At 72.3% G+C, this 23047-nt stretch carries 17 protein-coding genes; 13 read left to right on the forward strand and 4 right to left on the reverse strand.

The window, feature by feature from the left end:
* Nucleotides 1-50 precede the first annotated feature (50 nt).
* The 4 genes from rplU (at nt 51) to Sco07f_RS02090 (ending at nt 4472) form a co-directional block, all read left to right on the forward strand.
* On the forward strand, nt 51-371 hold the full coding sequence (rplU, locus tag Sco07f_RS02075; protein WP_007449531.1) for a 50S ribosomal protein L21: 321 nt from the start codon (nt 51-53) through the stop codon (nt 369-371).
* A 14-nt stretch (nt 372-385) separates the two neighbouring features.
* Nucleotides 386-640 carry a 50S ribosomal protein L27 gene (gene rpmA / locus Sco07f_RS02080; protein WP_007449530.1) on the forward strand — a complete coding sequence of 85 codons (255 nt, stop codon included), beginning with the start codon at nt 386-388 and terminating at the stop codon, nt 638-640.
* Nucleotides 641-750: 110 nt separating this feature from the next.
* Nucleotides 751-2187: a GTPase ObgE gene (gene obgE / locus Sco07f_RS02085; RefSeq protein ID WP_087790967.1), complete on the forward strand. Its 1437-nt coding sequence runs from the start codon at nt 751-753 to the stop codon at nt 2185-2187.
* A 245-nt stretch (nt 2188-2432) separates the two neighbouring features.
* Entirely contained in the window at nt 2433-4472 is a 2040-nt protein-coding gene (locus Sco07f_RS02090; RefSeq protein WP_244941973.1) for a glycosyltransferase family 4 protein, read from the forward strand.
* 102 nt (nt 4473-4574) lie between these two features.
* On the opposite strand, the gene Sco07f_RS02095 is transcribed toward Sco07f_RS02090, so the two are convergent.
* The 3 genes from Sco07f_RS02095 to Sco07f_RS02105 all read right to left on the reverse strand — a co-directional run bounded on the left by Sco07f_RS02095 (nt 4575) and on the right by Sco07f_RS02105 (nt 13126).
* The gene (locus Sco07f_RS02095) at nt 4575-8138 is read right to left on the reverse strand and encodes a bifunctional glycosyltransferase/CDP-glycerol:glycerophosphate glycerophosphotransferase (RefSeq protein WP_087790969.1); all 3564 of its coding nucleotides are present in this window, start codon (nt 8136-8138) and stop codon (nt 4575-4577) included.
* A gap of 24 nt (nt 8139-8162) precedes the next feature.
* Complete coding sequence (locus tag Sco07f_RS02100) at nt 8163-10394, reverse strand: bifunctional glycosyltransferase/CDP-glycerol:glycerophosphate glycerophosphotransferase (RefSeq protein WP_108986763.1); 2232 nt, start codon at nt 10392-10394, stop codon at nt 8163-8165.
* 686 nt (nt 10395-11080) lie between these two features.
* A complete protein-coding gene (locus Sco07f_RS02105; protein ID WP_054100707.1) occupies nt 11081-13126 on the reverse strand; it encodes a hypothetical protein in 2046 nt (681 codons plus the stop codon).
* A 377-nt stretch (nt 13127-13503) separates the two neighbouring features.
* Between Sco07f_RS02105 and proB the strand changes: the two genes are divergently transcribed.
* From proB to Sco07f_RS02130, 5 genes are all read left to right on the forward strand, one after another.
* Nucleotides 13504-14607, forward strand: a complete 1104-nt coding sequence (gene proB / locus Sco07f_RS02110; RefSeq protein WP_042823387.1) for a glutamate 5-kinase — start codon at nt 13504-13506, stop codon at nt 14605-14607.
* A 137-nt stretch (nt 14608-14744) separates the two neighbouring features.
* Nucleotides 14745-15275 carry a DUF8830 family protein gene (locus Sco07f_RS02115; RefSeq protein ID WP_108986764.1) on the forward strand — a complete coding sequence of 177 codons (531 nt, stop codon included), beginning with the start codon at nt 14745-14747 and terminating at the stop codon, nt 15273-15275.
* 96 nt (nt 15276-15371) lie between these two features.
* On the forward strand, nt 15372-16658 hold the full coding sequence (locus Sco07f_RS02120) for a glutamate-5-semialdehyde dehydrogenase (RefSeq protein ID WP_007449511.1): 1287 nt from the start codon (nt 15372-15374) through the stop codon (nt 16656-16658).
* Between the two features lie 97 nt (nt 16659-16755).
* Nucleotides 16756-17325 (forward strand): SCO2584 family spore wall biosynthesis protein, encoded by a 570-nt coding sequence (locus Sco07f_RS02125; protein WP_054100509.1) that lies wholly within the window; start codon nt 16756-16758, stop codon nt 17323-17325.
* Between the two features lie 85 nt (nt 17326-17410).
* A complete protein-coding gene (locus Sco07f_RS02130; protein WP_007449507.1) occupies nt 17411-18481 on the forward strand; it encodes an SCO2583 family membrane protein in 1071 nt (356 codons plus the stop codon).
* A 14-nt stretch (nt 18482-18495) separates the two neighbouring features.
* On the opposite strand, the gene Sco07f_RS02135 is transcribed toward Sco07f_RS02130, so the two are convergent.
* Entirely contained in the window at nt 18496-19677 is a 1182-nt protein-coding gene (locus tag Sco07f_RS02135) for a M48 family metallopeptidase (RefSeq protein WP_054100511.1), read from the reverse strand.
* A 151-nt stretch (nt 19678-19828) separates the two neighbouring features.
* Between Sco07f_RS02135 and Sco07f_RS02140 the strand changes: the two genes are divergently transcribed.
* From Sco07f_RS02140 to Sco07f_RS02155, 4 genes are all read left to right on the forward strand, one after another.
* Nucleotides 19829-19990: a hypothetical protein gene (locus tag Sco07f_RS02140; RefSeq protein WP_007449506.1), complete on the forward strand. Its 162-nt coding sequence runs from the start codon at nt 19829-19831 to the stop codon at nt 19988-19990.
* Between the two features lie 165 nt (nt 19991-20155).
* The gene (locus Sco07f_RS02145; protein WP_007449504.1) at nt 20156-20323 is read left to right on the forward strand and encodes a hypothetical protein; all 168 of its coding nucleotides are present in this window, start codon (nt 20156-20158) and stop codon (nt 20321-20323) included.
* Between the two features lie 59 nt (nt 20324-20382).
* Complete coding sequence (gene nadD, locus Sco07f_RS02150; protein WP_007449503.1) at nt 20383-21087, forward strand: nicotinate-nucleotide adenylyltransferase; 705 nt, start codon at nt 20383-20385, stop codon at nt 21085-21087.
* A 16-nt stretch (nt 21088-21103) separates the two neighbouring features.
* Nucleotides 21104-22954 carry an LCP family protein gene (locus Sco07f_RS02155; protein ID WP_108986765.1) on the forward strand — a complete coding sequence of 617 codons (1851 nt, stop codon included), beginning with the start codon at nt 21104-21106 and terminating at the stop codon, nt 22952-22954.
* The last annotated feature ends 93 nt before the right edge of the window (nt 22955-23047 follow it).

Raw genomic sequence — 23047 nt, forward strand, 5'->3', positions numbered from 1 at the left:
GGTGGCTGGACTGCGGGGGTGCCGTTCCATAGCGAGAGAGTGAGATCCGCGTGTACGCCATCGTGCGCAGCGGTGGTCGCCAGCACAAGGTTGCTGTCGGCGACATCGTTGAGGTTGACAAGATTTCCACCGCCCAGGTCGGCGACACGGTCGAGCTCTCGACCCTGCTCGTCGTCGACGGCGACGCTGTGACCAGTGACCCGTGGGTGCTGGCCGGCATCAAGGTCCAGGCCGAGGTCGTGGACCACCACAAGGGCCAGAAGATCGACATTCTGCGCTACAAGAACAAGACCGGCTACCGCCGTCGTCAGGGCCACCGCCAGCAGTACACGGCGATCAAGGTCACTGAGATCCCCGCGGCTGCGAAGTAAGGGACTGAGGAGACATGGCACACAAGAAGGGCGCATCGTCCACCCGGAACGGTCGCGACTCGAATGCCCAGCGGCTCGGCGTGAAGCGCTTCGGCGGTCAGGCCGTCAACGCGGGTGAGATCCTGGTCCGCCAGCGTGGCACCCACTTCCACCCGGGCGCCGGTGTCGGCCGCGGTGGCGACGACACGCTGTTCGCCCTGGAGGCCGGTGCGGTGCAGTTCGGCACCCACCGCGGCCGCAAGGTCGTGAACATCGTCCCGGTCGCCTGACCGGACACTTTCGCGAGGCGGGCCTCACTTCCCCCACGGGAAGTGGGTCCGCCTTTCGCGTGTTACCCAAGAGACATTCCCGCAGTAGGCAGTAACTGGAGGCACATCCCATGACCACCTTCGTGGACCGCGTCGAACTGCACGTCGCCGCGGGTAACGGAGGCCACGGCTGTGCCTCCGTCCACCGTGAGAAGTTCAAGCCGCTCGGCGGCCCGGACGGCGGCAACGGCGGCCGGGGCGGCGACGTGATCCTCACCGTGGACCAGTCGGTGACCACGCTCCTCGACTACCACCACTCCCCGCACCGCAAGGCCACCAACGGCAAGCCCGGCGAGGGCGGCAACCGCTCCGGCAAGGACGGCCAGGACCTGGTCCTGCCCGTGCCCGACGGCACCGTCGTCCTCGACGGCGCGGGCAACGTGCTCGCCGACCTGGTCGGCCACGGCACCTCCTACGTCGCCGCACAGGGCGGCCGGGGCGGCCTCGGCAACGCGGCGCTGGCCTCCGCGCGCCGCAAGGCCCCCGGTTTCGCGCTGCTCGGCGAGCCCGGCGACCTCCAGGACATCCACCTGGAGCTGAAGACCGTCGCCGACGTGGCGCTGGTCGGCTACCCGAGCGCCGGCAAGTCCTCGCTGATCTCCGTGCTGAGCGCGGCCAAGCCGAAGATCGCCGACTACCCCTTCACGACGCTCGTCCCCAACCTGGGCGTGGTGACGGCCGGCGAGACCGTGTACACCGTCGCCGACGTCCCCGGCCTCATCCCCGGCGCCAGCCAGGGCAAGGGCCTCGGCCTGGAGTTCCTGCGGCACGTGGAGCGGTGCAGCGTGCTGGTGCACGTCCTGGACACGGCGACACTGGAGTCCGAGCGCGACCCGCTCTCCGACCTGGACATCATCGAGGCGGAGCTGCGCGAGTACGGCGGCCTGGACAACCGGCCCCGGATCGTCGTCCTCAACAAGATCGACGTGCCCGACGGCAAGGACCTCGCCGAGATGGTCCGCCCCGACCTGGAGGCGCGCGGCTACCGGGTCTTCGAGGTGTCGGCCGTGGCCCACATGGGCCTCAGGGAGCTGTCCTTCGCGCTGGCCGAACTGGTCGCCACGGCGCGTGCCGCCCGCCCGAAGGAGGAGGCCACGCGCATCGTCATCCGGCCCAAGGCCGTGGACGACGCCGGCTTCACCGTCACCCGCGAGGAGGACGGCCTGTTCCGCGTGCGCGGCGAGAAGCCCGAGCGCTGGGTGCGCCAGACCGACTTCAACAACGACGAGGCCGTCGGCTACCTCTCCGACCGGCTCAACCGCCTCGGTGTCGAGGACAAGCTGATGAAGGCGGGCGCCCGCAACGGCGACGGCGTCGCCATCGGCCCCGAGGACAACGCGGTCGTCTTCGACTGGGAGCCCTCGGTCACCGCCGGTGCCGAGATGCTCGGGCGCCGCGGCGAGGACCACCGCTTCGAGGCGCCCCGCCCCGCCGCGCAGCGCCGCCGCGACCGCGAGGCCGAACGGGACGAGGCCCAGCAGGAGTTCGACGGCTTCGAGCCGTTCTGACGCCTCTGCGACAGCCCCGCGCGGCGCCGTCCGGCCGGACGGTGACGACGCGCACAGCCGCCCGTGGAACCCCGGTCCCGCGGGCGGCATCTTGCTGTTCACAGGGTTACACAGGTGTGTCGGGCTCGTGACCCGCAGTCGAGCGCCCGTGTGTACTTTGTGAGGAGTATGTGGCCGCACGTGTGGCCAGGGGTGGGGGGGACGGCGGTGACCAGCCGCCTCCGGGAGCAGAGAGAAGCCGAAAAGTGAAGATCGCATTCCTCGTTCGGGATCTGTGCCACATGGGGGGCGTGGTCAGCGCCACGCAGAACCTCGCCGGGGCCCTGGCCGAGCGCCACGACGTCGAGATCGTGGCGCTGCGCAAGGTGCGCGACGAGTCGTACTTCCCGCTGGACCCGCGGGTGAGGGTCCGGGCGCTCACCGACATGCGGCCGCACTCCCCGGTGTCCGACGTGGACGATCCGCTGTCCGACAAGTTCCCGCTGATCTACCCGCTCAACGCCGGTGCCAAGACGCCGGTGGTGAGCCGGCTCGCGGAGCTGCGGCTCCTGGAGTACCTCGACACCACCGACGCCGACGTGGTCGTCAGCTCCAGCCCGCGCAACACGATCATGCTGGCGCAGGCGCCCGGTGACTACCTGAAGGTCACCCAGGAGCACTCGATGCCCGCCATCTACGCCACGGACATCAAGCAGCGCCTCTTCCCGGCCTACCGCCACCTGGACGCCCTCACCGCGCTCACCCCGGAGGAGGTCGCCGCGCTCGCCCGGCAGGTGCCTGCGGTGCGCAACCGCCTGGCGGTGATGCCCAACTGCGTGCCCGCCTCCACGATCCGCTCCAGCGGCACCAACAAGGTGGTCGTCTCCGCCGGTCACCTGACCGACAACAAGAACCACGCCCTGCTGATCGAGGCCTTCGCCAAGGTCCACGCCGTCGCTCCGGAGTGGACCCTGCGCATCTACGGCCACGGCGCCGAGAAGAAGAAGCTGCGGACCCGCATCGAGGAACTGGGGCTGTCCAACAGCATCCTGCTGATGGGTCAGACCTCGCCCGTCACCCCGGAGTTCGGCAAGGCATCGATCTTCGTGCTGCCCTCCAAGCGGGAGGCGTTCGGCAACGTCCTGGTCGAGGCGATGGCCGCCGGACTGCCCGTCGTCGCCACCGACGCCGACCACGGGCCGCGCAACGTCCTCACCGACGGCGAGGACGGGCTGATCGTCCCGCGCGGCGACGTGGAGGCGATGGCCGACGCGATCCGGCGCCTGGTCCAGGACGACGAACTGCGCCTGAAGATGGGCGCCGCCGGCATCCGCAACGCCGAGAACTTCCACGAGCGGGCCAGCCGCGAGCGCTTCGAGGGCATCCTCGAGGAGGCCTTCGCCCGCAAGGAGCTGCCCCGCCGCGCCACCGCCCGGGTCGACCGGGAGGGCTCGGTCCACGTCGCCGTGGGAGCGCTGCCGCCGAGCGCCGGGCAGGCCGACCTCGTCCTGCGCAAGGGCGCCGCCGGCGCCGCGGAGCACCGCTTCCCGTTCTCCGCCGCGGGCGAGGCCGTCGTGCCCTGGGACGCCGGGGTGCCGAACGGTACCTGGGAGCTGGCCCTGGCCACCCGGGAGGGCGAGCGCGAGGTGGCGCTCACCACCGACGGCTACGGCTGCGACACCCGGGACCTGCTCGCCGTACCGCTGCCGCGCGTACAGGGGCCGTCCCTGGCGCTGATGCTGCCGCACCTGCACGAGGACGGCGGGCTGCGGCTGCGCAGCGCGCTGCGCGAGGTGCACGCCGAGGTCGGACCGGTCGCGGTCGACGACCGGACCATCGCCGTACGCGCCGAGCTGTGGGGCGCGCGGCCCGCCGCGGGCGCCGTCGTGGAGGCCGTGCACCGGCGGGACAAGGAGCGGGTGCTGACCTTCCCGCTGCGCGACGAGGGCGACGGCTGGGTCGCCGTCGACGTCGACTGCGCCACCCTGGTGCGGGAACACACCGACGACGACGAGAAGGAAGTCATCTGGGACCTGTCGCTGCGCACCGCGGCCGACGCGCCCCGGGTGCCGCTGGCCAAGCTGGGCACCGACGTGCTCCAGCCGATCAACGTGTTCACCTTCCCCCGCCCGGTGCTCAGCGAGCCCGTCGGCTCCCCGCCGACCGTGCTGACCCGCGCGGTGCGCAAGTCCCGCCGGGCGATGGGCCAGACGCCCGCCCCGCTGCCGCCCACCCGCCGGCGCACCGAGCTGCGGCCCTACTTCACGGCCGCGTGCCAGCTCTCGGTGAAGACCGTACGGCTCTGACGCCGGCCGCGGACGCCGTGGTCGGAGCGGACGCAAAAAGGGGCGGGGCCCGGAGGAAGGTGATCCTCCGGGCCCCGCCCCGTTCGCCTTCGCTGCGGCGGCTCAGCCCTCCCGGGCCTGCTCGATCATCCGGTCGAGGACCCGCGCGGACGCGTTGCCGTCGTCCAGGTCGCAGAAGAGGTGGTGGAAGCGGTCGAACCGCTCCTGGTACTTCTCCTGCACCCGGTCGATGTCCCGGATCGCGTCGACCAGCTCCTTGGAGTTGTCGATCAGCGGGCCGGGGGAGTCCTGCTCGAAGTCGAAGTAGAACCCGCGCAGCGTGTCCCGGTAGTGCTCCAGGTCGTACGTGAAGAACAGCATCGGCCGCTTCAGGTGCGCGTAGTCGAACATCACCGACGAGTAGTCCGTGATCATGATGTCCGCCGCGATGTACAGGTCGACGATGTCGGGGTACTCCGAGGCGTCCCACACGAAGCCGTTGCCCGCGCCCGGCACCGCGTCCACCACGTTGGAGTGGCGGCGGATCAGCAGCACGTGGTCGTCGCCGAGGCGCCGCTGGGCGTCCTCGAGGTCGATGCGCAGGTCGAACAGGTACTGTCCGGCGCTGTGCGACTGGTCGTCGCGCCAGGTCGGCGCGTACAGGACGACCTTCTTGCCGTCGGGCAGGCCGAGCGCCTTCTTCACCCGCGCCGTGATCGCGTCCCGGTCGGCGGAGTACAGGTAGTCGTTGCGGGGGTAGCCCGCCTCCTGGATCTCACCGTCGTAGGAGAACGCCCGCTTCAGGATCGGCGTGCTGAAGCGGTTGGAGGACACCAGCAGGCTCCACTGCTTGGCCTCCAGCGCCAGCTTCTCCTGGTAGCGCCGGTCGAAGTGCAGGGTGTCGATGTCGTGCCCGATCTTCTTCAGCATCGTGCCGTGCCAGGTCTGCACGATCGACTGGCCCGGGCGGCGCACGATCCAGTCGGGAAGGTGGGCGTTGGTGACGATGTAGCGGCTGGAGGCCAGCGCCTCGTACCACTCCTTGCCCCACATGCGGACCTTCTCGATCCCGTCCGGCAGGTTGACCTGGCCGTCACGGACCGCCCACAGGTGCTTCAGGTCCGAGCCTCGCCGCACCAGCTCCTCGTACATCGCGCGCGGGCTGTCCGAGAACTGCTTGCCGTTGTAGCTCAGGTAGAAGACCTGGTCCTTGAGCGGCTGCTGGAACAGCGGCTCGTACACCGTCTGCCGCAGCTCCTTCTGGCGGTACGGGCCGCGCTCGAGGTCGCTCAGCTCGGAACGGGCGTTGAGCTGCGGGAAGTCGCCCCAGCGGTTCTCCAGCCAGTAGCGGCGGCCGCCGAGTTCCGCCTGGACGGGGAACGAGTCCGAGGCCAGCCGGTCGGTCACGAAGGCGACGTCGGGCACGCCCTCCTCGTCGGGCCGCAGGAACAGGTTCCAGCGCCCGGCACGCAGCGGCAGGTCGCCCTTGCCGCCGAGGCGCGAGGGGTCGAAGGAGACCTCGAAGCGTCCGCCGTCGAGCCACCGGGTCTCGACGAAGCGCTCCTCGTAGCGGTTGCGCGGCTTGAGCAGGAAGCGGGAGCCGGACAGCCGCGGGTCGGCGTGGCCGGTGAGGACGATCGCGCCGTCGCGCACCGCGGCCGAGTCGATCACGGCGCGGCGGGTGCGGCCGGAGAACTTCAGGAAGCCGGTGTGGCCCGCCACGACGGCCAGCTCCACCAGGTGCGACTGGGTGCCGAGGGAGGTGGGCAGCGCGAACTCGGCGTCGGACAGCCCCTCCTGCATCACGGTGCCGAAGCGGCGCTCCTTGCCGTGGGCGTCGGTCGCGACCAGCACCGTGGACCAGGTCCGCTTCTCCGGCTGCGCCTTCTCGTCGACGCCCTCGTGGAAGACCAGCGCCACGTCGGCGACCGGCACCTCGACCGAGAAGGCCTGCCGGCCGCCCGTGCGCTCCACGGTGACCGGGTAGTCGAGGGTCTCGGCGCCCTTCTGGTTCTTGACCCGCAGGACCACCTGCTCGTCCGCCGCGAGGGGCTCGCGGATCTCACCGGTGACCTTGATCCGGTCGCCGTCCAGGGCACGGCCGGTGATCAGGGCGCGGACCTTCTCGATCCGCAGCTTCAGCGCCCCGCGCTCCACGGCGGGCAGCATCCGGAAGTCCGGGCTCAGCCAGTGGTACGGCGGGAAGTTGCAGGACGCGCCGCCGCTGGAGTGGACCGCGTGGCGCCGCACCAGGCCGGAGGCGAAGATGCCCAGGCCCACGTGCCACACGGCCTCCTGCCACTCGCCGCCCTTGCGGAGCCGGGCGGGGTCGATGGTGACCTCCCAGCCGGCCCACTCGTAGTTGTAGCGGTCCTGGCCGGAGTCGGTGGTGACCTCGGGGCGGGACAGGTTGCGGGCCGGCAGCAGGATGCGGCGGCGGGAGCGGTCCTTGCGCAGCTGGAGCACCTTGACCGAGGCCTTGCGCGTCGGCAGGTCGATCTTGTCGATCCAGGCGTTGCCGGACAGCACCAGCTTGCCGCCGGACCAGCTCACCTCCTGCAACGGGGCCCGCATGTTCAGGTGCTGGTCGATGCGGAGCGCGCCCTTGGGCAGGTGCAGGTCCGCGCCCTCCAGGGAGGGGAACGAGGCGTACTTGCGCACCAGGCCGCTGACCTCGGGGGTCTCCTTGCGGCGCTGGCCGGCCAGCAGGGCGATCAGCTCCTCCATCTGGTGCTTGCGCACCAGCAGCCACTGCACGCGCAGCTCGGCCGGGAGGTCCATGACGACCTTGGGGTCGATGCTGTCGAGGAAGCGGTTGGCCGAACGCAGGAACTCCGCGCGGTACTCCTCGTCGCCGTCCGGCACCACGTTGAGGAAGAGCCGCAGGTCGTCGCGGAGGACACGGGTGTCGTACTCGCGCTTGAGGCGGGCGTAGGTCTCGCCCGGCTGCTCGGCGAGGAAGGCGCTGATCTCCATCACGGAGGTGACGCGGTCGCGCACGCCCGCCGGGTCGGTGCGCCGCTGCGTGATCGACGGGGCGGACTCGCCCTCGCGCAGCCGCCAGTAGTAGCAGGGCTCCGAGATGACGTCGACGCTCTCGGCCAGGTAGTGGGCCCGCATGGTGACCGGGGTGTCCTCGTACAGCCGGCCCTCGGGGAAGGCGAAGCCGTGCTTCTCCCAGAAGGTGCGGCGGAAGACCTTGTTGCAGGCGATGCGGTCGGCGACGAGCTTGGCGTAGCGGGATATGTGGGTGCCCAGCCGGGCCTCGCCGGCCAGCATCCGCATCAGCGGCACCTGCCAGGACTTCTCGCCCTTGAGGTGGTAGACGTTGCCGGTCGCGAAGTCCGAGTCGCTCTCGTCGAGGCTGCCGACCATGAGCCGGTAGGCGTCCGGCGGGATCAGGTCGTCGCTGTCGACGAAGGTCAGGAACTCGGACTCGGGCGCCAGGTGGGTCATGCCCGTGTTGCGGGCGGCGCCGAGACCGCCGTTCTCCTTGCGGATGAGCTTGAAGCGCGGGTCGCGGGAGGCGTACTCCTCGGCGATGGCGGCGGAGCCGTCGGGTGAACCGTCGTCCACCATCAGGACCTCGAAGTCACGGAAGGTCTGTGCCGCGAGCGAGTCCAGACAGGCGGGGAGGTAACGCTCCACGTCGTAGATGGGGACGATGACACTGAGCCGAGGGGCCATGGCTTGGTGGGTCTCCTTTCGGGGTCAGGCCCGCTCGACCAGTTCGAGCGCCTGGGCGGGGGTAGGGGCGTGGTGGCGTTCGTCGAAGGGGACGATGGGCGGCAGGCTCTCTTCACCGAGGAAGACGCGTCGCACGACCCGTTCGGCTGCGTGTCCGTCGTCGAATTCACAGAAACGCCGGCGGAAGGTGTCCCGGCGCTCCGTCGTCTCCGGGCCGTCGTACGCGCCGGAGGAAAGCAGCTTCAGCAGCTCCGCCTGCGTGGTGGCCACCGCGCCGGGCGGTTCCTGGAGCAGGTCGAAGTAGGTGCCGCGCACCGCGGAGTAGACGTCCCAGTCGGGGACGTAGCTGATGATCGGGCGGTCCAGGACGGCGTAGTCGAACATCGCCGAGGAGTAGTCCGTGATCAGGGCGTCGGCCGCGAGATACAGCTCCTCCACCCGGGCGTGCCCGGAGACGTCGACGACGCGGCCGGTGCGGCGCAGCTCGTCGACGTGCGGGGAGCTGCCGTAGAAGTAGTGGCCGCGCACCAGCAGGGTCACGTCGGGCCCGAGTTCGCGGGCGAACCTGCCCAGGTCGAGGGGCGGGGTGAAGCCCGGCTGGTACTCGCGGTGCGTCGGCATGTACAGGAAGGCCTTGGCGCCGTCGGCCAGGCCGAGCGCGGCGCGGGCCGCGCGCACGTCCTCCGCCGTGGCGTTCGCGAGCACGTCGTTGCGCGGGTAGCCGGTCTCCAGCGTGGTGTAGGAGCAGGGGTAGACCCGCTCCCAGATCACGGTCGAGAACTGGTTGGCGCTGATGCTGTAGTCCCAGCGGTCGCACCGCTCCAAGAGCTTCTCGAAGTCCATGTCGGTGGAGGCCGGGTACTTCTGCTGGTCCAGGCCCATCGTCTTCAGCGGCGTGCCGTGGTGGGTCTGCAGGTGGATCTGGCCCTGGCGCTTGACCACGGAGTCCGCGAAGTTCACGTTGTTCACGAGGTACTTGGCGCGGGCCACGGCCGACCAGTACTCGCGTGAGCCGACGCGGACGACCTCCACCCCCTTGGGCACCCGGCCCGCGTTCTCCGCGCGGACCGCCCAGACCCGGCGCATGTGCGGGGCCAGCCGGGCCAGTTCGGCGTCGATGGCGGCGGGGTTGCAGGAGACGCTGCGGTTCCAGTAGGCGGAGAACAGCACGAGGTCGTCGTCCAGCGGCAGCCGGAGCTGCGACTGGTAGAAGGCGCCCATCGCGCCGCGCTTGGAGCGGTTGAGGGCGGTGCGGGTGCGGGTCCTGACCCGCTGGCGCAGCTTCACCGCCGCCAGGGCGCTGACCATGGTCGTGTAGGCGTCGCGCTCGAGCATGCCGTACTTGTGGCCGCGGCCGCCGCCCGGGCGGGTGAAGCCCTTCGGCACGCGGGCGCGGTAGTCGGCCGACGCCCGGTGGAAGAACTCGGCGCGCGCGTCCTGCGGCAGGCGGCCCGGGCGCTCCAGGACGGTCAGGTAGTGGTCGACCATCTTGCGGAACAACGGGGCGCGCCACTCGGCGAGTTCCTCGTGCGCGTCGAGGTAGTCGAAGACCCGCTGGTACTGGTCGAAGACGTCGAAGTGCTTGCGGCTGACCGTCTTGAGGATGTTGCCGCCCTCGCGCCGCTGCCGGTAGTACACGCAGACCCGGTCCAGGACGGCGATCCGCTCGGTGCTGATCAGCGAGCAGAACGTCCAGGGGGCGTCCTCGTAGTAGCCGGGCGGGAAGGTGAGGCCGGTCCGGGTGACGAAGTCGCGCCGGTAGGCCTTGTTCCACACGATCTGGAGCAGGTCGAGCAGTTGGGGGCGCTCGGCGAGGGAGAAGGTGGCCGGACCCTCCTCCTTGAGCAGGTCGGCCCGCAGGTTCGGGCGGACGCGGCCGTCCCAGTAGGTACGCGCGTAGTCGAAGATCAGGATCTCGGGATCGCCCGCGGCGTCGATTCGGTCCCGAATGGCCGCCAGGGCGCCGTCCGACAACGTGTCGTCACTGTCCAGGAACAACACGTAATCGCCGGTGGCCTTTTCCAGTCCGGCGTTGCGTGCGCGTCCCAGCCCCACGTTTTCCGTGAGGTGAATCACATGAATCCGGTCGTCGCGTTTCGCGTACTCGTCGAGAATGGCCCCTGAACCGTCGGGCGAGCAGTCGTCGACCGCGATGATCTCGAAGTCCGTGCAGTCCTGTCCGAGTATGGAGTCAAGGCACTCGGGCAGATAGCCCTGCACCTTGTACACGGGGACGACGAGAGAGAGTTTGGGCATCCTTACAACCTGTTCCGAGAACTGACCACGGGACCGCGGGCTGGGACCGGAACGCGCTCCGGGCACTGCTCGGGCCTGGAGCGCGCCGCCGCATCAGCGTAAAGGATTCACGCGGAGTTTCCGCGGGCACGGTAGTCGGACACCCTGTGCCCCGCCACAGCGGGAAATGGCCGCACCGGCGGCCGGAATGGGTCGTGCCGAAGCGGCCGGAGAACTTCCTCACATTCGGCCCCCCTGTCCTCTTTACCGACTTGCGCCGGTTTCCGCCCCATGTGCCCTACTCGTTTTCCGCCGCCCGCGGACGAGTCCGCGCCCGGTGGCCGGGCCCCGCGGGACCGGGGGACGAGCTGGCTGGTCAAGGGCGGAGCCGGGCACGGCGGCGCGCACGGGCGCGGGCGCCGGAGAAGGCGGGGGCGCGTGCGACGACCCGGCCGCGAACGGTCCGGCGACGGCACCGGCCGTCGCGCCCCGGGTCGGGGCCGCCGGCGGCCGGGGCGGGCCGGACCGCCCCACCGGGGGGGGGCATGTTTCGTGACCATGCTGTGACAGGCGGGGCGCCCGCCGAAGCCGTGAAGCCGTGAAGCCGGAGCCGTGAGGCCAGAGCCGTGAGGCCGAAGCAGCGAGCTTGAAGCAGGGAAGCCGAAGCAGGGAGCCTGAAGCCGTGAGGCCGAAGCGGGGAAGCGGGCTCAGACGCGGCCGTGCGGTTCCGGGGCCGCGGAGGTGCCGGACGGCCGGGCGGGCTCGCGGCGCGGGCCGGGCAGCGGCAGGTCCGCGGCGAGCCGCTCCGCCATCCTGGCCCGGTGCTGCACCGCCGCCGCGCACAGCTCCCGTACCGCACCCGCGAAACGCTCCCGGGACGGCGGATCGGCAGGGCCCAGCAGACGCAGGGCCAACGCGGCGCGCTCCCCGGCGAGTTCGTCCCGCTCCGGATGCCGCACCGACGCGAGCAGCGCCGGCACCCCGGACGCGTCCGGCGTCAGCACGGTCGCCGCGGCCACCGTCGGGAAGGACTTGCGGAACACGTCCTCGGCCAGCGTGCCGGTGTTGGCGACCGCGTAGGGCTTGCCGCTCGCCAGGAAGTCGCTGATCACGCTCGACACGTCGCTGACCAGCAGGTCGGCCCGGTTGAAGCAGGCGTAGAGCGGCGGCCGGGCGTCCGTGACGACCTGGTGCTCCCACTCGGGCAGCGACGCCCAGTACGCGTCCTCCCACGCGGCCTCCGCCCGCCGCACCGCCCCGGCCCGCCCGGGCTCCGGGGGCGGCTGCCGCAGCATCCGCTCCGCCTGGTCCGCCGCCGACCGGAACCCGGCCGTGGTGAGCCGGTCCAGCTCCGCCGTCCGCCGGGCCAGGGCGACGGCCGCCGACGCGTCCGGCCGGGGCCCGCCCCGCTCCCGGTTCGCCGCCCGCACCAGCTCCCGGATGCGCAGGTCGGCGGCGCGGGCCCGCGGGTCCACCGACCCGGTCAGCGGATGCGGCTTGTACAGCAGCCGTACGCCCGGGTCCGCGAGCAGCGCCCGGACCAGGTTCTCCCCGGCCTCGACCACCGAGGTGTTGCCCGGGTTGCCGTCCCAGCCCTCCCAGGTCGGCGCGTACAGCACGGTCGTGAACGCCCCCGGCGCGGGCGGCCCCGCGTACGGCCGTACGGCGTCCAGCTGCGGGCGGCCGATCTCCACCACGTCCTTGTCCTCGACGCCGACCTCCGCCAGCGCGTACCGCTCGCGCGCCGCGGGGCCCGCCACCCACACCTCGTCGTAGGCCTTCGCGTACGGGTTGCAGGAGGACAGCTTGTCGCTCTCCCCGTGGTTGACGAAGGCGTGCTTGATGGTCGGGATGCGCAGGACCTGGGAGGTCTTCCCCGAGTTGGAGGGGTGCAGGAGGACGCGGAGCGTGGAGTGCTCCAGGCGCATCAGCGTGGACACCTTCGGCAGGCACACCACCGGGATGCCGGTCGCCGCGATCCGCTGCACCATGTGCCGCTCCCGCAGCACGATCACCGGCCGCCCGCCCAGCCCGGCCAGCGGCTCCAGCCACATGTTCGCCTGGTACGCCGAGGACGCTCCGCCCGAGAAGTACAGACCGACGGTGGGCCGGTACCGGGCCAGCCACGCGTCGAACCAGTCGAGCACCTCCTGCTCACCGGCGGGACGGCGGCCCGGCAGCAGCCGCGGCAGCAGCACGCCCAGGCCCGTCAGCGCCACCGCCAGGGACACCGCCAGCCCGGCCGCCCCGTACACCGGCGCGTCGGTCGCCGCCGTCGCCAGCAGCCCGGCCGTCGCGGGCAGCCCGAAGGCGGCCAGCCGGTGCCCGGGGCGGCGCAGCAGCAGCGGGGGAGCCGGGGTCAGCCGCAGCGCCGAGGCGTCCACGTTCCGGGTCACCACGGGCAGCGTGCGGGTGCGCCGGACCAGGACGGACACCGCCTGGATCGCCCAGTGCAGCGCGTAGAAGAGGAGCAGCCCGGCGACGAGCGGGGCGTACGCCCCCTCGCGGTGCTGCTCGCCGAGGCGCAGCAGGCCCACCACGAGCAGCAGGTCCCGCAGCACGTGCCGGACGGTGACGTCGGCGTGCGACTTGGCGAACAGCGACACCATGCCCCGCTGCCACCGGTACAGCGCCCCCTCGGCGGCCAGCGAGGCGGCGCTCGCCGCCAGCAGCAGCGGCACGTGCGGCAGCAGCGCGCCCAGGGCCTGCGCGGCGAAGGCGGCCGCCAGCACGCCCAGGACCAGCAGCTTCACGACGGTCCGCCGCCCCGGCAGGCCGAAGCGGGGGCCACGGGCCCGCCGGACGGGCCGGGACGGCCGGGGCCGGCGGGGGAGACGGCGGCGGGGAAGGGACAGGGGCACTACGTCGCTCCAGAATCGTCGCGCATCGGACAACCGGGTTAACGCGCGGTGACCGCCGGACGACACGCGCGCGTTGACGCCGGGCCTTGACGCGGCCCGGACCCGGCGGGCTCCGAGCGCCCCGTCCGCAGCGTGAACTCTGGTGCGGCGCGTGTGCGCCTTCGCGTAGATTGCCTGGCGAGCGCAGGGATCGGCGCGTGTCGACGGGAGAGGCGGACGGGGCCGTGGCAGGGGCAACGCCGGGGACAGGGCCGGGGGCCAGACAGGCCGTGAGCGAGGCCCGCAGGATCGTCGTCAAGGTCGGTTCCTCCTCGCTGACCACCGCCGCGGGCGGCCTGGACGCCGACCGGGTCGACGCGCTCGTCGACGTGCTGGCCAAGGTGCGCGGCGCCGACCAGGAGGTCGTCCTCGTCTCCTCCGGTGCCATCGCCGCCGGGCTCGCCCCCCTCGGCCTGCGCCGCCGCCCCAGGGACCTGGCCCGCCAGCAGGCCGCCGCCAGCGTCGGCCAGGGGCTCCTGGTCGCCCGCTACACCGCCTCCTTCGCCCGCTACGGCGTCCGCGTCGGCCAGGTACTGCTGACCAGCGACGACATGAGCCGCCGCGCCCACCACCGCAACGCGTCGCGCACCCTCGACAAGCTGCTGGCGATGGGCGCCTTCCCGATCGTCAACGAGAACGACACCGTCGCCACCGACGAGATCCGCTTCGGCGACAACGACCGCCTCGCCGCCCTCGTCGCCCACCTGGTCCGCGCCGACCTGCTGGTGCTGCTGTCCGACGTGGACGGCGTGTACGACGGCGACCCGAGCAGACCGGACACGTCGCGGATCGCCGAGGTGCGCGCCCCGGCCGACCTCGCCGACATCGAGATCGGCAGCGCCGGCAAGGCGGGCGTCGGCACCGGCGGCATGGTCACCAAGGTCGAGGCGGCCCGGATCGCCGCCGCCGCCGGCATCCCCGTGGTGCTGACCAGCGCGGTCCACGCGGCCGACGCCCTGGCCGGCGGCGACACCGGCACGTACTTCCACGCCACCGGCCGCCGCTCCGCCGACCGGCTGCTGTGGCTCCAGCACGCCTCCGCCCCGCAGGGGGCGCTGGTCCTCGACGACGGCGCCGTACGGGCGGTGGTGGAGGGCCGGAAGTCGCTGCTGCCGGCCGGTATCGCGGGCCTCGAAGGGGACTTCGCCGCGGGCGACCCCGTCGAGCTGCGGGACGGCGCGGGCCGTGCGGTGGCCCGGGGACTGGTCAACTTCGACGCCAAGGAGATGCCCCGGCTGATCGGCCGCTCGACCCGGGAACTGGCGCGCGAACTCGGGCCCGCGTACGAACGTGAGGTCGTACACAGGGACGATCTGGTGATCCTGCACCCGTAATGGGTCGAAACGTCCCCGAATCGGCGGTGGACGTTCCGCAAAACCGCCCCGCGATCTCGCGCGGCCTGCTCAACTTTCCTCAGGGACAAGCCCGGCCGACCACCGGGCCGAGCCGTGTGCGTGAAGGAGGGGCCGTCGTGAGCGGAGTACGCCCTGAGACGGCGGCGCCCCGCGGTGGCAGCGCCTCCCGCGGTGGTGCGGGCACCCGCGGCACCACGGGCGCGCGCTCCGGCGCCGCCCGGGGCGCGAACCGCGCGGGCGGCGAGGAGCGCGCCCTCACCAGCGTCGCCGCCGGCGACCGGTTCCGCGGCGAGGAGCCCGAGCACGTCCCGCGCCTGTGGCACGTCACCCTCAGCGTCTCCGGCGCCCGCGCCCCGCTCACCGAGGTGCGCCGGGCGCTCGAACAGCTCGCGCACGACCACCCCTTCCTGCTGACCAGCCGCTACGCCGACGACCACGCGGAGATCCGGTACTGGGAGGAGGCCCGCGACCTGCACGACGCCGCCGCCGTCGCCCTGCGCCTGTGGGGCGAGCACCGGCAGACCGCGGGGCTGCCGCCCTGGGAGATCGTCGGCCTCGAGGTCATCGACCGGGCCACCTACCACCAGCGCATCGCCGCCGGGTACGGGCCCGCTCCGGCGACACCCGTCGGCGTCCACCCGTTCTGACCCGCCCCCCGGGACCGGCTTCTGCCCGTCTCCCGGCATATCTCGCGAGATGGGACGGCAGGCGTCCGCCCCCACCGCGCGCACTACCCTTCCCTCATGACCACGCTCTCGCCGTACGACTCGATGTCCCCCGTCGCCCGGGCCGCCTACCGGGCCAAGGCCGCCGCGGCCGACCTCGCGCCGCTGCCGCGGGCCGCCAAGGACGACGCGCTGCTCGCCGTCGCGGACGCCCTCGAGGTCCGGACCAGCGAGATCGTCGAGGCCAACGCCCAGGACGTGGCCAAGGCCCGCGCCGCCGGGACCAGCGAGGCCATCATCGACCGGCTCACCCTCACCCCGGAGCGGGTCCGCGCCATCGCCTCCGACGTGCGCGACGTCGTCGCGCTGCCCGACCCGGTCGGCGAGGTCGTGCGCGGTTCCACCCTGCCCAACGGCATCGACCTGCGCCAGGTCCGGGTGCCGCTCGGCGTGGTCGGCATCATCTACGAGGGCCGGCCCAACGTGACGGTCGACGCCGCCGCCCTGTGCCTGAAGTCCGGCAACGCGGTGCTGCTGCGCGGCTCCTCCTCCGCCTACCAGTCCAACACCGCCCTGGTCCGGGTCGTCCGCGACGCCGTGGGCGGGGCCGGGCTGCCCGCCGACGCCGTGCAACTGGTGCCCGGCGAGAGCCGCGACAGCGTGCGCGAGCTGATGCGGGCCCGCGGCCTGGTCGACGTGCTCATCCCGCGCGGCGGCGCCTCGCTGATCAACACCGTCGTCCAGGAGTCCACCGTCCCCGTCATCGAGACCGGCACCGGCAACTGCCACGTCTACGTCGACGCGCAGGCCGACCTCGACATGGCCGTCGACATCCTGATCAACTCCAAGGCCCAGCGCGTCAGCGTCTGCAACGCCGCCGAGACCCTCCTGGTCCACCAGGACATCGCCGCCGAGTTCCTGCCCCGCGCGCTGGACGCCCTCGCCGAGGCCGGGGTCACCGTGCACGCCGACGAACGCGTGACGGCGTACGCCAAGGACTCCCGGGCGACCGTCGTCGAGGCGACGCCGGAGGACTGGGAGACCGAGTACCTGTCGTACGACATCGCCGCGGCCGTCGTCGACTCCCTGGACCGGGCCGTCGAGCACATCCGGCTGTGGACCTCCGGCCACACCGAGGCCATCGTCACCACCTCGCAGCAGGCCGCCCGGCGCTTCACCCAGCTGGTCGACTCCACCACCGTCGCTGTGAACACCTCCACCCGCTTCACCGACGGCGGCCAGTTCGGCTTCGGCGCCGAGATCGGCATCTCCACGCAGAAGCTGCACGCCAGGGGCCCGATGGGGCTGCCCGAGCTGACCAGCACCAAGTACATCGTCACCGGCGACGGACACGTACGCCGCTGACATCCGGGCGGCGGACGCACCGATCGGGGCATCTCACCCACCGGGAGAATTTCCCCGCCGTCTGCCCAAAACGACCCCCCAGGTCTAGTCTGGACCCGTGCCGGAGGACGTGGGGGGCACGCCGTTCCCGGACGGCAGGGAGCCCGACGACGACCACGACCGCGGGGTGTCGGACGAAGAGTTCGCCTCCGTGGTCTTCGACGAGGCCTTCGTACAGGCGGCCGCGGTGCACGAGCCGACCGCCGTCGAACGCCTCCTGGCCGCCGCGGAGGCCAGAGCCGAGGCCACCGAGGCGGAAGCGGCCCGCCGCGGCCGCAGCAGAGCCGAGCGCTACGACGACGGGTACGGCGATTTCGGCCATGATCCCGACCTCGACGACCCGGACGACGACCGCGACCCCCTCGACCGCCCCTACGGCGCCCCCGCGGCCTACGGCAAGCAGGCCCGCTGGCACCGGCCCGTCGCCTGGCTGCTCGCCCTCGCGATGGGCATCGGCATGGTCGCGCTGGCCTTCGCGGCCGTCTACCGGGGCGCCTCCTCGGGCAGCGGCCCGCAGCAGGTGCCGCCGCCCGCCTCGACCGGCCCCGAGCAGGGCGGCACCGCGACGCCCTCGGCCTCCGCCGACTACTCCCGGCCGGCCGTGTCGGTGCTTCCGCGCAGCCCCTGACCTGCCCGCCGGCCGGCGCCAAGCTGTCCCAACTTGACCTGCACCGGCGCGTTTACGCGCCCTTCCGCAGACTCACTCTGAAGGTATGGCAGGGCTTGGCGGTCCGCCCGGAGGAACGCCCGAGGGCGCCCCCGGAGGCGGCGAGGACGAGTACCGATCCGTCGTCTTCGACGAATCGTTCGTGCGCGCTGCCCCGCTCCAGGAGTTCTCCGCCCAAGAACGCATCACCGACCACGCGCCCGCCGTGCGCCGCCGCCCGCCGCTGCGCCGGGCCGGACTGTCCCGGCAGGCGCTGATCCTCGTCCTGCTGATCGCCGTCGCCTTCGGTACCGCCGTCTACATGGGCGTACGGCACCCCTACCAGGACAGCGCCGGGGAGCGGGCCGCCGAACCGGCGCGGATGACCCTCGTCCCGCTCGCGCCGCGGGACCGGGTGCCCGGCGCCGACGACGCCGCGTCCCTGTACGCGCACAGTCCCGCCGCGCACTTCAGGACCGCGGCCCAGGGCGTCCCGCTGCCGGGAGCCCGGCGCACGGCGCACTTCTCCGAGGACCAGGTGATGAATGCGCTCACCACCGCCAAGAACTACATCCTGCGCTCGGCGCTCGACCCGGACGTCCTCGGCGGCGGGGAGGTCCGCTCCGTGCGGGTGCTCCTCGACCCGGACCAGCTCCAGCAGTTCGACGAGAGCTTCGACCGCCCCGCCACGGACGGCCGGCACGCGCCCACCGGATGGCTGATCCGCTTCGACCCCGCCCGCGCCGAACTGGCCGACCCGCGGATCCGGGTGGACGGCAGCCTGCGGATCGTGGAGAGCGACGCGTCCACCCTGGAGGTCACCGCCGACCACACCATGGTGTACGCGCTGCGGCCGGCCGGCGACGCGCGGGCCGAGGAGTCGCTGTTCACCGTCCGGCGCGAGCTGCGCTTCCGCTTCGACCGGGACGACCTGCGGCTGCACCAGACCCGGCTCGTCGCCTCCTACGTCCAGGCCGGGCCGCTGTCCTGCGCCGAGGACTCGGCGAACTACCTCCGCCCGCTGCTGGCCGGCCGGCAGGCCGGGGCCGGCGTCCCCGCCGCCACCGACCCGTACACCTCGGACCACGCCACCGCCCTGTGCGGGAGCCTTGCGCAGGGCGCCCGGCCGAAGGCGTGAGCCGGGGCGGGGCGTCAGGCCCCGTCGCGCGGAGAGCCGTCCCGCGGGGCCCGCGGACCGCCGCTCCCGTCGTCCCCGTCGCTCCCGGGGCCCTCCGGTCCCTGCGGACCGCCGGGGCCCTCCGCCGGCCCGTCCCCGTCCTTGGGCGGCCTCGGCTGGGAGCCCGCGAAGCCGCCGAAGCCCCGCCGCATCCGGTCCCCGAGGTCGCCGGCGCCGCCCGCGATGTCGTTGACCAGCTTCATCAGCGGGTCCTTGGAGCTGCGCACGTGCGTGGCGTAATGGGACGCGGACTCCCGGAAGGAGTCCCGCACCGAGGTGTCCTTGTCCTCGTCGCGGCGCGGGTAGTGGCCGTCCATGGTCCGCTGGTACTCGCGGGAGGCCGCCCACTTCTTCAGCTCGGCGGCCCGGACCGTGGTGAACGGGTGCGAGCGGGGCAGCACGTTGAGGATCTTCAGCACGGAGTCGCGCAGGTCGCCGCTGGCCTCGTACTCCTCGGCCTGCTCCAGGAAGGCGTCCACATTCATCTCGTGCAGGTGGTTGCCGCCCGCGATCTTCATCAGGCCCCGCATCGACGCCTGGAGGTCCTGGCCGACCAGCAGGCCCGCGCGGTCGGCGGACAGCTCCGACTTGCGGAACCACTCGCGCAGCGCGGTCACGATCGCCATGATCGCCACGTTGCCCAGCGGGATCCAGGCGACCCGGACGGCCAGCGAGGTCAGGAAGAGCAGGATGGTCCGGTAGACCGCGTGCCCGGACAGGGCGTGCCCGACCTCGTGGCCGACGACCGCCCGCATCTCCTCCTCGTCGAGGAGCTCGACCAGGCCCGTGGTGACGACGATGATCGGCTCGTCCAGGCCGATGCACATCGCGTTCGGAGCCGGGTCCTGCTTGACGTACATCGCGGGAACCTTCTCCAGGTCCAGGATGTAGCAGGCGTCGCGCAGCATGACGTTCAGATGGGCGAACTGCCGGTCCGAGACGCGCACCGAGTCGGACAGGAACAGCAGCCTCAGACTCCGCTCGGGCAGCAGGCCGCTCAGCGCCTTGAAGACCGTGTCGAAGCCGCTCAGCTTGCGCAGCGCCACCAGCGCGCTGCGGTCGGCCGGGTGCTCGTACGCACGCGAGGAGATGCCGGGGAAGCGCCTGCGCTGCCTGCTCGGCACCTGCTCGTGCCCGTTGTCGTGGCTGTCGGACATCTCTTCCCCCATATACGGATGTATGAAGATCTGTGACCTGTACGTATGTCTGGCCTTTGCGAACCCTTGTGCGGCCCTTTGCACCCCAGGAGCCGGGCCCAGCCTAGGCGGCGATACCGTGGACGGGCAGTACGTCGAAGGAGTCCACACCATGCAGCACCTCCCCCACACCGACTGGCTCGCCGGGGCCGCGACCGCCGCCGAGCAGCAGGGGCCGGGGAATCTGCTCCGGATCGTCCTGATCGTGATGGTGGTGGGCTGCGTGCTGACCGCGTGGTTCCTGCTGCGGGGGTACAAGCAGAAGGACGACTGAGGAGATCCGAAGGTTCCCCCGGACCCGCCGTGCCCGGTCGCGGACCGGTCGCCGCCCGGCGCTCCGCCCGGCTCCAACGGCGGAGTCGGCGTGATCGCCCGCGGGGCGCCCGCATACGATGAGCGGACGTCTTGTCCCGCCCACACCGGATAGGTCCTGCCGAAGATGAGCCTTCCCCTCAGCGCCGCCCAGTTCGTCACCCTCGCCGCCGAGGGCGGCGAGGAGCACGGCGGCAACCACGCGAGCCTCAGCCCCTACGTCACCGGCTTCGGTGCGCTGATCATCCTGCTGCTCCTGCTGTGGATCACCACCCGGTTCAACCGCGACCGCTGAGCGCGCGGCTCCGTGGGCGCGACCGGGTCGCTCCGGGCGGGCCGGTAGGGTCTGCTCGCATGGGAGAGCACGACACGCCTACCGGCCCGGCGCACGCGCCGGCGCGCGGCACGCAGAACGCGGTGCCCGCCCGCGCCCCCGGCCGGGTCAACGGTCCGGGCGACGGCCCGACGTCGGGCAAGCGACGCCTGGGCGTCATGGGCGGCACCTTCGACCCGATCCACCACGGACACCTCGTGGCGGCCAGTGAGGTCGCCGCGCAGTTCCAGCTCGACGAGGTGGTGTTCGTGCCGACCGGGCAGCCGTGGCAGAAGAGCCACCGCGCGGTCTCCGCGGCCGAGGACCGCTATCTGATGACGGTCGTCGCGACCGTGGAGAACCCGCAGTTCTCGGTCAGCCGCATCGACATCGACCGCGGCGGCCCCACCTATACCGTCGACACCCTCCGCGACCTGCACGCCCTCAATCCGGACGCGGACCTGTTCTTCATCACCGGGGCCGACGCCCTCGCCCAGATCCTCACCTGGCGCGACAGCGAGGAACTGTTCTCCCTCGCCCACTTCATCGGCGTCACCCGGCCCGGCCACACCCTCACGGACGCCGGACTCCCCAAGGGCGGCGTCTCGCTGGTGGAGGTCCCCGCCCTCGCCATCTCCTCCACGGACTGCCGTGCGAGAGTCGCCAAGGGCGATCCCGTCTGGTACCTGGTGCCCGACGGAGTCGTGCGCTACATCGACAAACGCCGGCTGTACCGCGGCGAGTGAGCCGAGAGGGGCACCGGTGAACGACGGATACGACCCGGGACACGGCGACGACCAGTACGAACTCGTCGGCTACGACGAGTACGGCCGCCCCGTGTACCGCCAGGCCCAGGGACACACCCAGGGCCAGGTCCCGCCCCAGCCCGGCGGGCAGCAGCAGTACGACCCGTACGCGCAGCAGCAGGGACAGCAGTACGCGCAACAGCACGGACAGCACGGACAGCACGGACAGCACGGGCTCCAGGGGCAGCAGCAGTACGGGCAGCAGGGCTACGGCTACGACCCGTACGCCACGGGCACCCAGCAGCCCGTTCAGCAGCCCTACGACCCCTACGGCTCCCAGGGCGGCTACGACACCGGTCAGCAGCCCCCGCAGCCGCCCGCGCCCGGCTACGACGCCTACGGCGGCCACCCCGGCGCCCCGCACGGCGGCGGCCCGGCCCCGCAGCAGTCGTACGACCCCTACGGCCGGGCCGCGAGCAGCGGCCCGCAGCCGCGGGTCGCCGAGCAGACCGCCCACATCCCGCAGCAGGCGGGCCCGGCCGGGCAGCGGGAGCGGACGGACACCGACGAGCCCTCCGCCGCCGACGGCGGGGACTACCGCACCGAGCAGTTCGCCTTCGTCGAGGAGCCGGCCGGCGACTCCGAGGACGTCATCGACTGGATGAAGTTCACGGAGAACCGCACCGAACGCCGCGAGGAGGCCCGCCGGCGTGCACGCTCGCGCGTCGTCGCCCTGGTCGTCGTCCTCGCGCTGGTCGCGGTCGGCGGCGTCGGCTACCTCTGGTACGCCGGGAAGCTGCCCGGCGTGTCCTCCTCCGACGACAAGAGCGGCGGTGCGACGACGGCGGGTGCCCAGAAGCGCGACGTGATCGCCGTCCACCTGCACGACACCAAGGGCGGCGGCACCTCCACCGCGCTGCTGGTCAACAACACCACCACCAAGCAGGGCACCGCGGTGCTGGTGCCCAACGCGCTCGCCCTGACCGGCGACGACGGCAGCACCACCACGCTCGCCAAGTCCGTCGACGACGAGGGTCCCGACGCGACCCGGACCGCCCTCGACTCGGCCCTCGGGACCGACATCGAGGGCACCTGGCGCCTGGACACCCCCTACCTCCAGATCCTCGTCGACCTGGTCGGCAACATCGACGTCGACACCGACGCCGACGTCCCGGACCCGGAGTCCAAGGACAAGGGCGCCGCGCCCCTCGTGCACAAGGGCGAGGGCCAGACCCTCAGCGGCAAGATGGCCGTCGCCTACGCCACCTACAGCGCCAAGGGCGAGGAGGCCAACGCCCAGCTCCAGCGGTTCGGGCAGGTCATGCAGGGCGTCCTGCGCAAGCTGTCCTCCGACCCGCAGGCCGCGACGACCACCGTCCAGACCCTCGGGCTGATCCTCGACCCGCCGCTGACCGAGAAGGACCTCGGCACCTTCCTCGCCGGGCTCTCCGACCGCGCCAAGGGCGGCGACTTCAAGACCGCGCTGCTGCCCGTCCAGGACGACGGCCGGCTCAGCGCCGAGGCCAGTGACAGCGTCGTCAAGGACGTCCTCGGCGGCACCGCCAAGAGCCCCGACAAGGACGCGGCGGTCAGCGTCTCGGTCCGCAACGCCACCGGCGACGAGGACCGCACCGGCAAGGCCCGCGTGGTCCTCCTCAACGGCGGCTTCACCTTCGTGTCCGGCGGCACCGCCTCCGGCACCGAGGCCACGTCGGAGGTCGTCTACGCGGACGCCGCCGACAAGGAGAACGCCGTCCAGGTCGCCAAGACCCTGGGCCTGCCCACCGACTCCGTCTCGAAGGGGAAGGTCTCCGCGAACGCGCGGGTGTCGGTGGTGCTCGGCCAGGACTACAAGCCGGCGTCTTAGGGGCCGGCGTGCGGGGCGGGCGGGGCGGACGGTTTTTCCGCGTGGGCCCGTGTCGGCGGTCGTGAGACCCTTGAGGTCAACCGACCGCCGACC

This window comes from Streptomyces coelicoflavus (genome assembly GCF_003112555.1).
Classification (GTDB): domain Bacteria; phylum Actinomycetota; class Actinomycetes; order Streptomycetales; family Streptomycetaceae; genus Streptomyces; species Streptomyces coelicoflavus.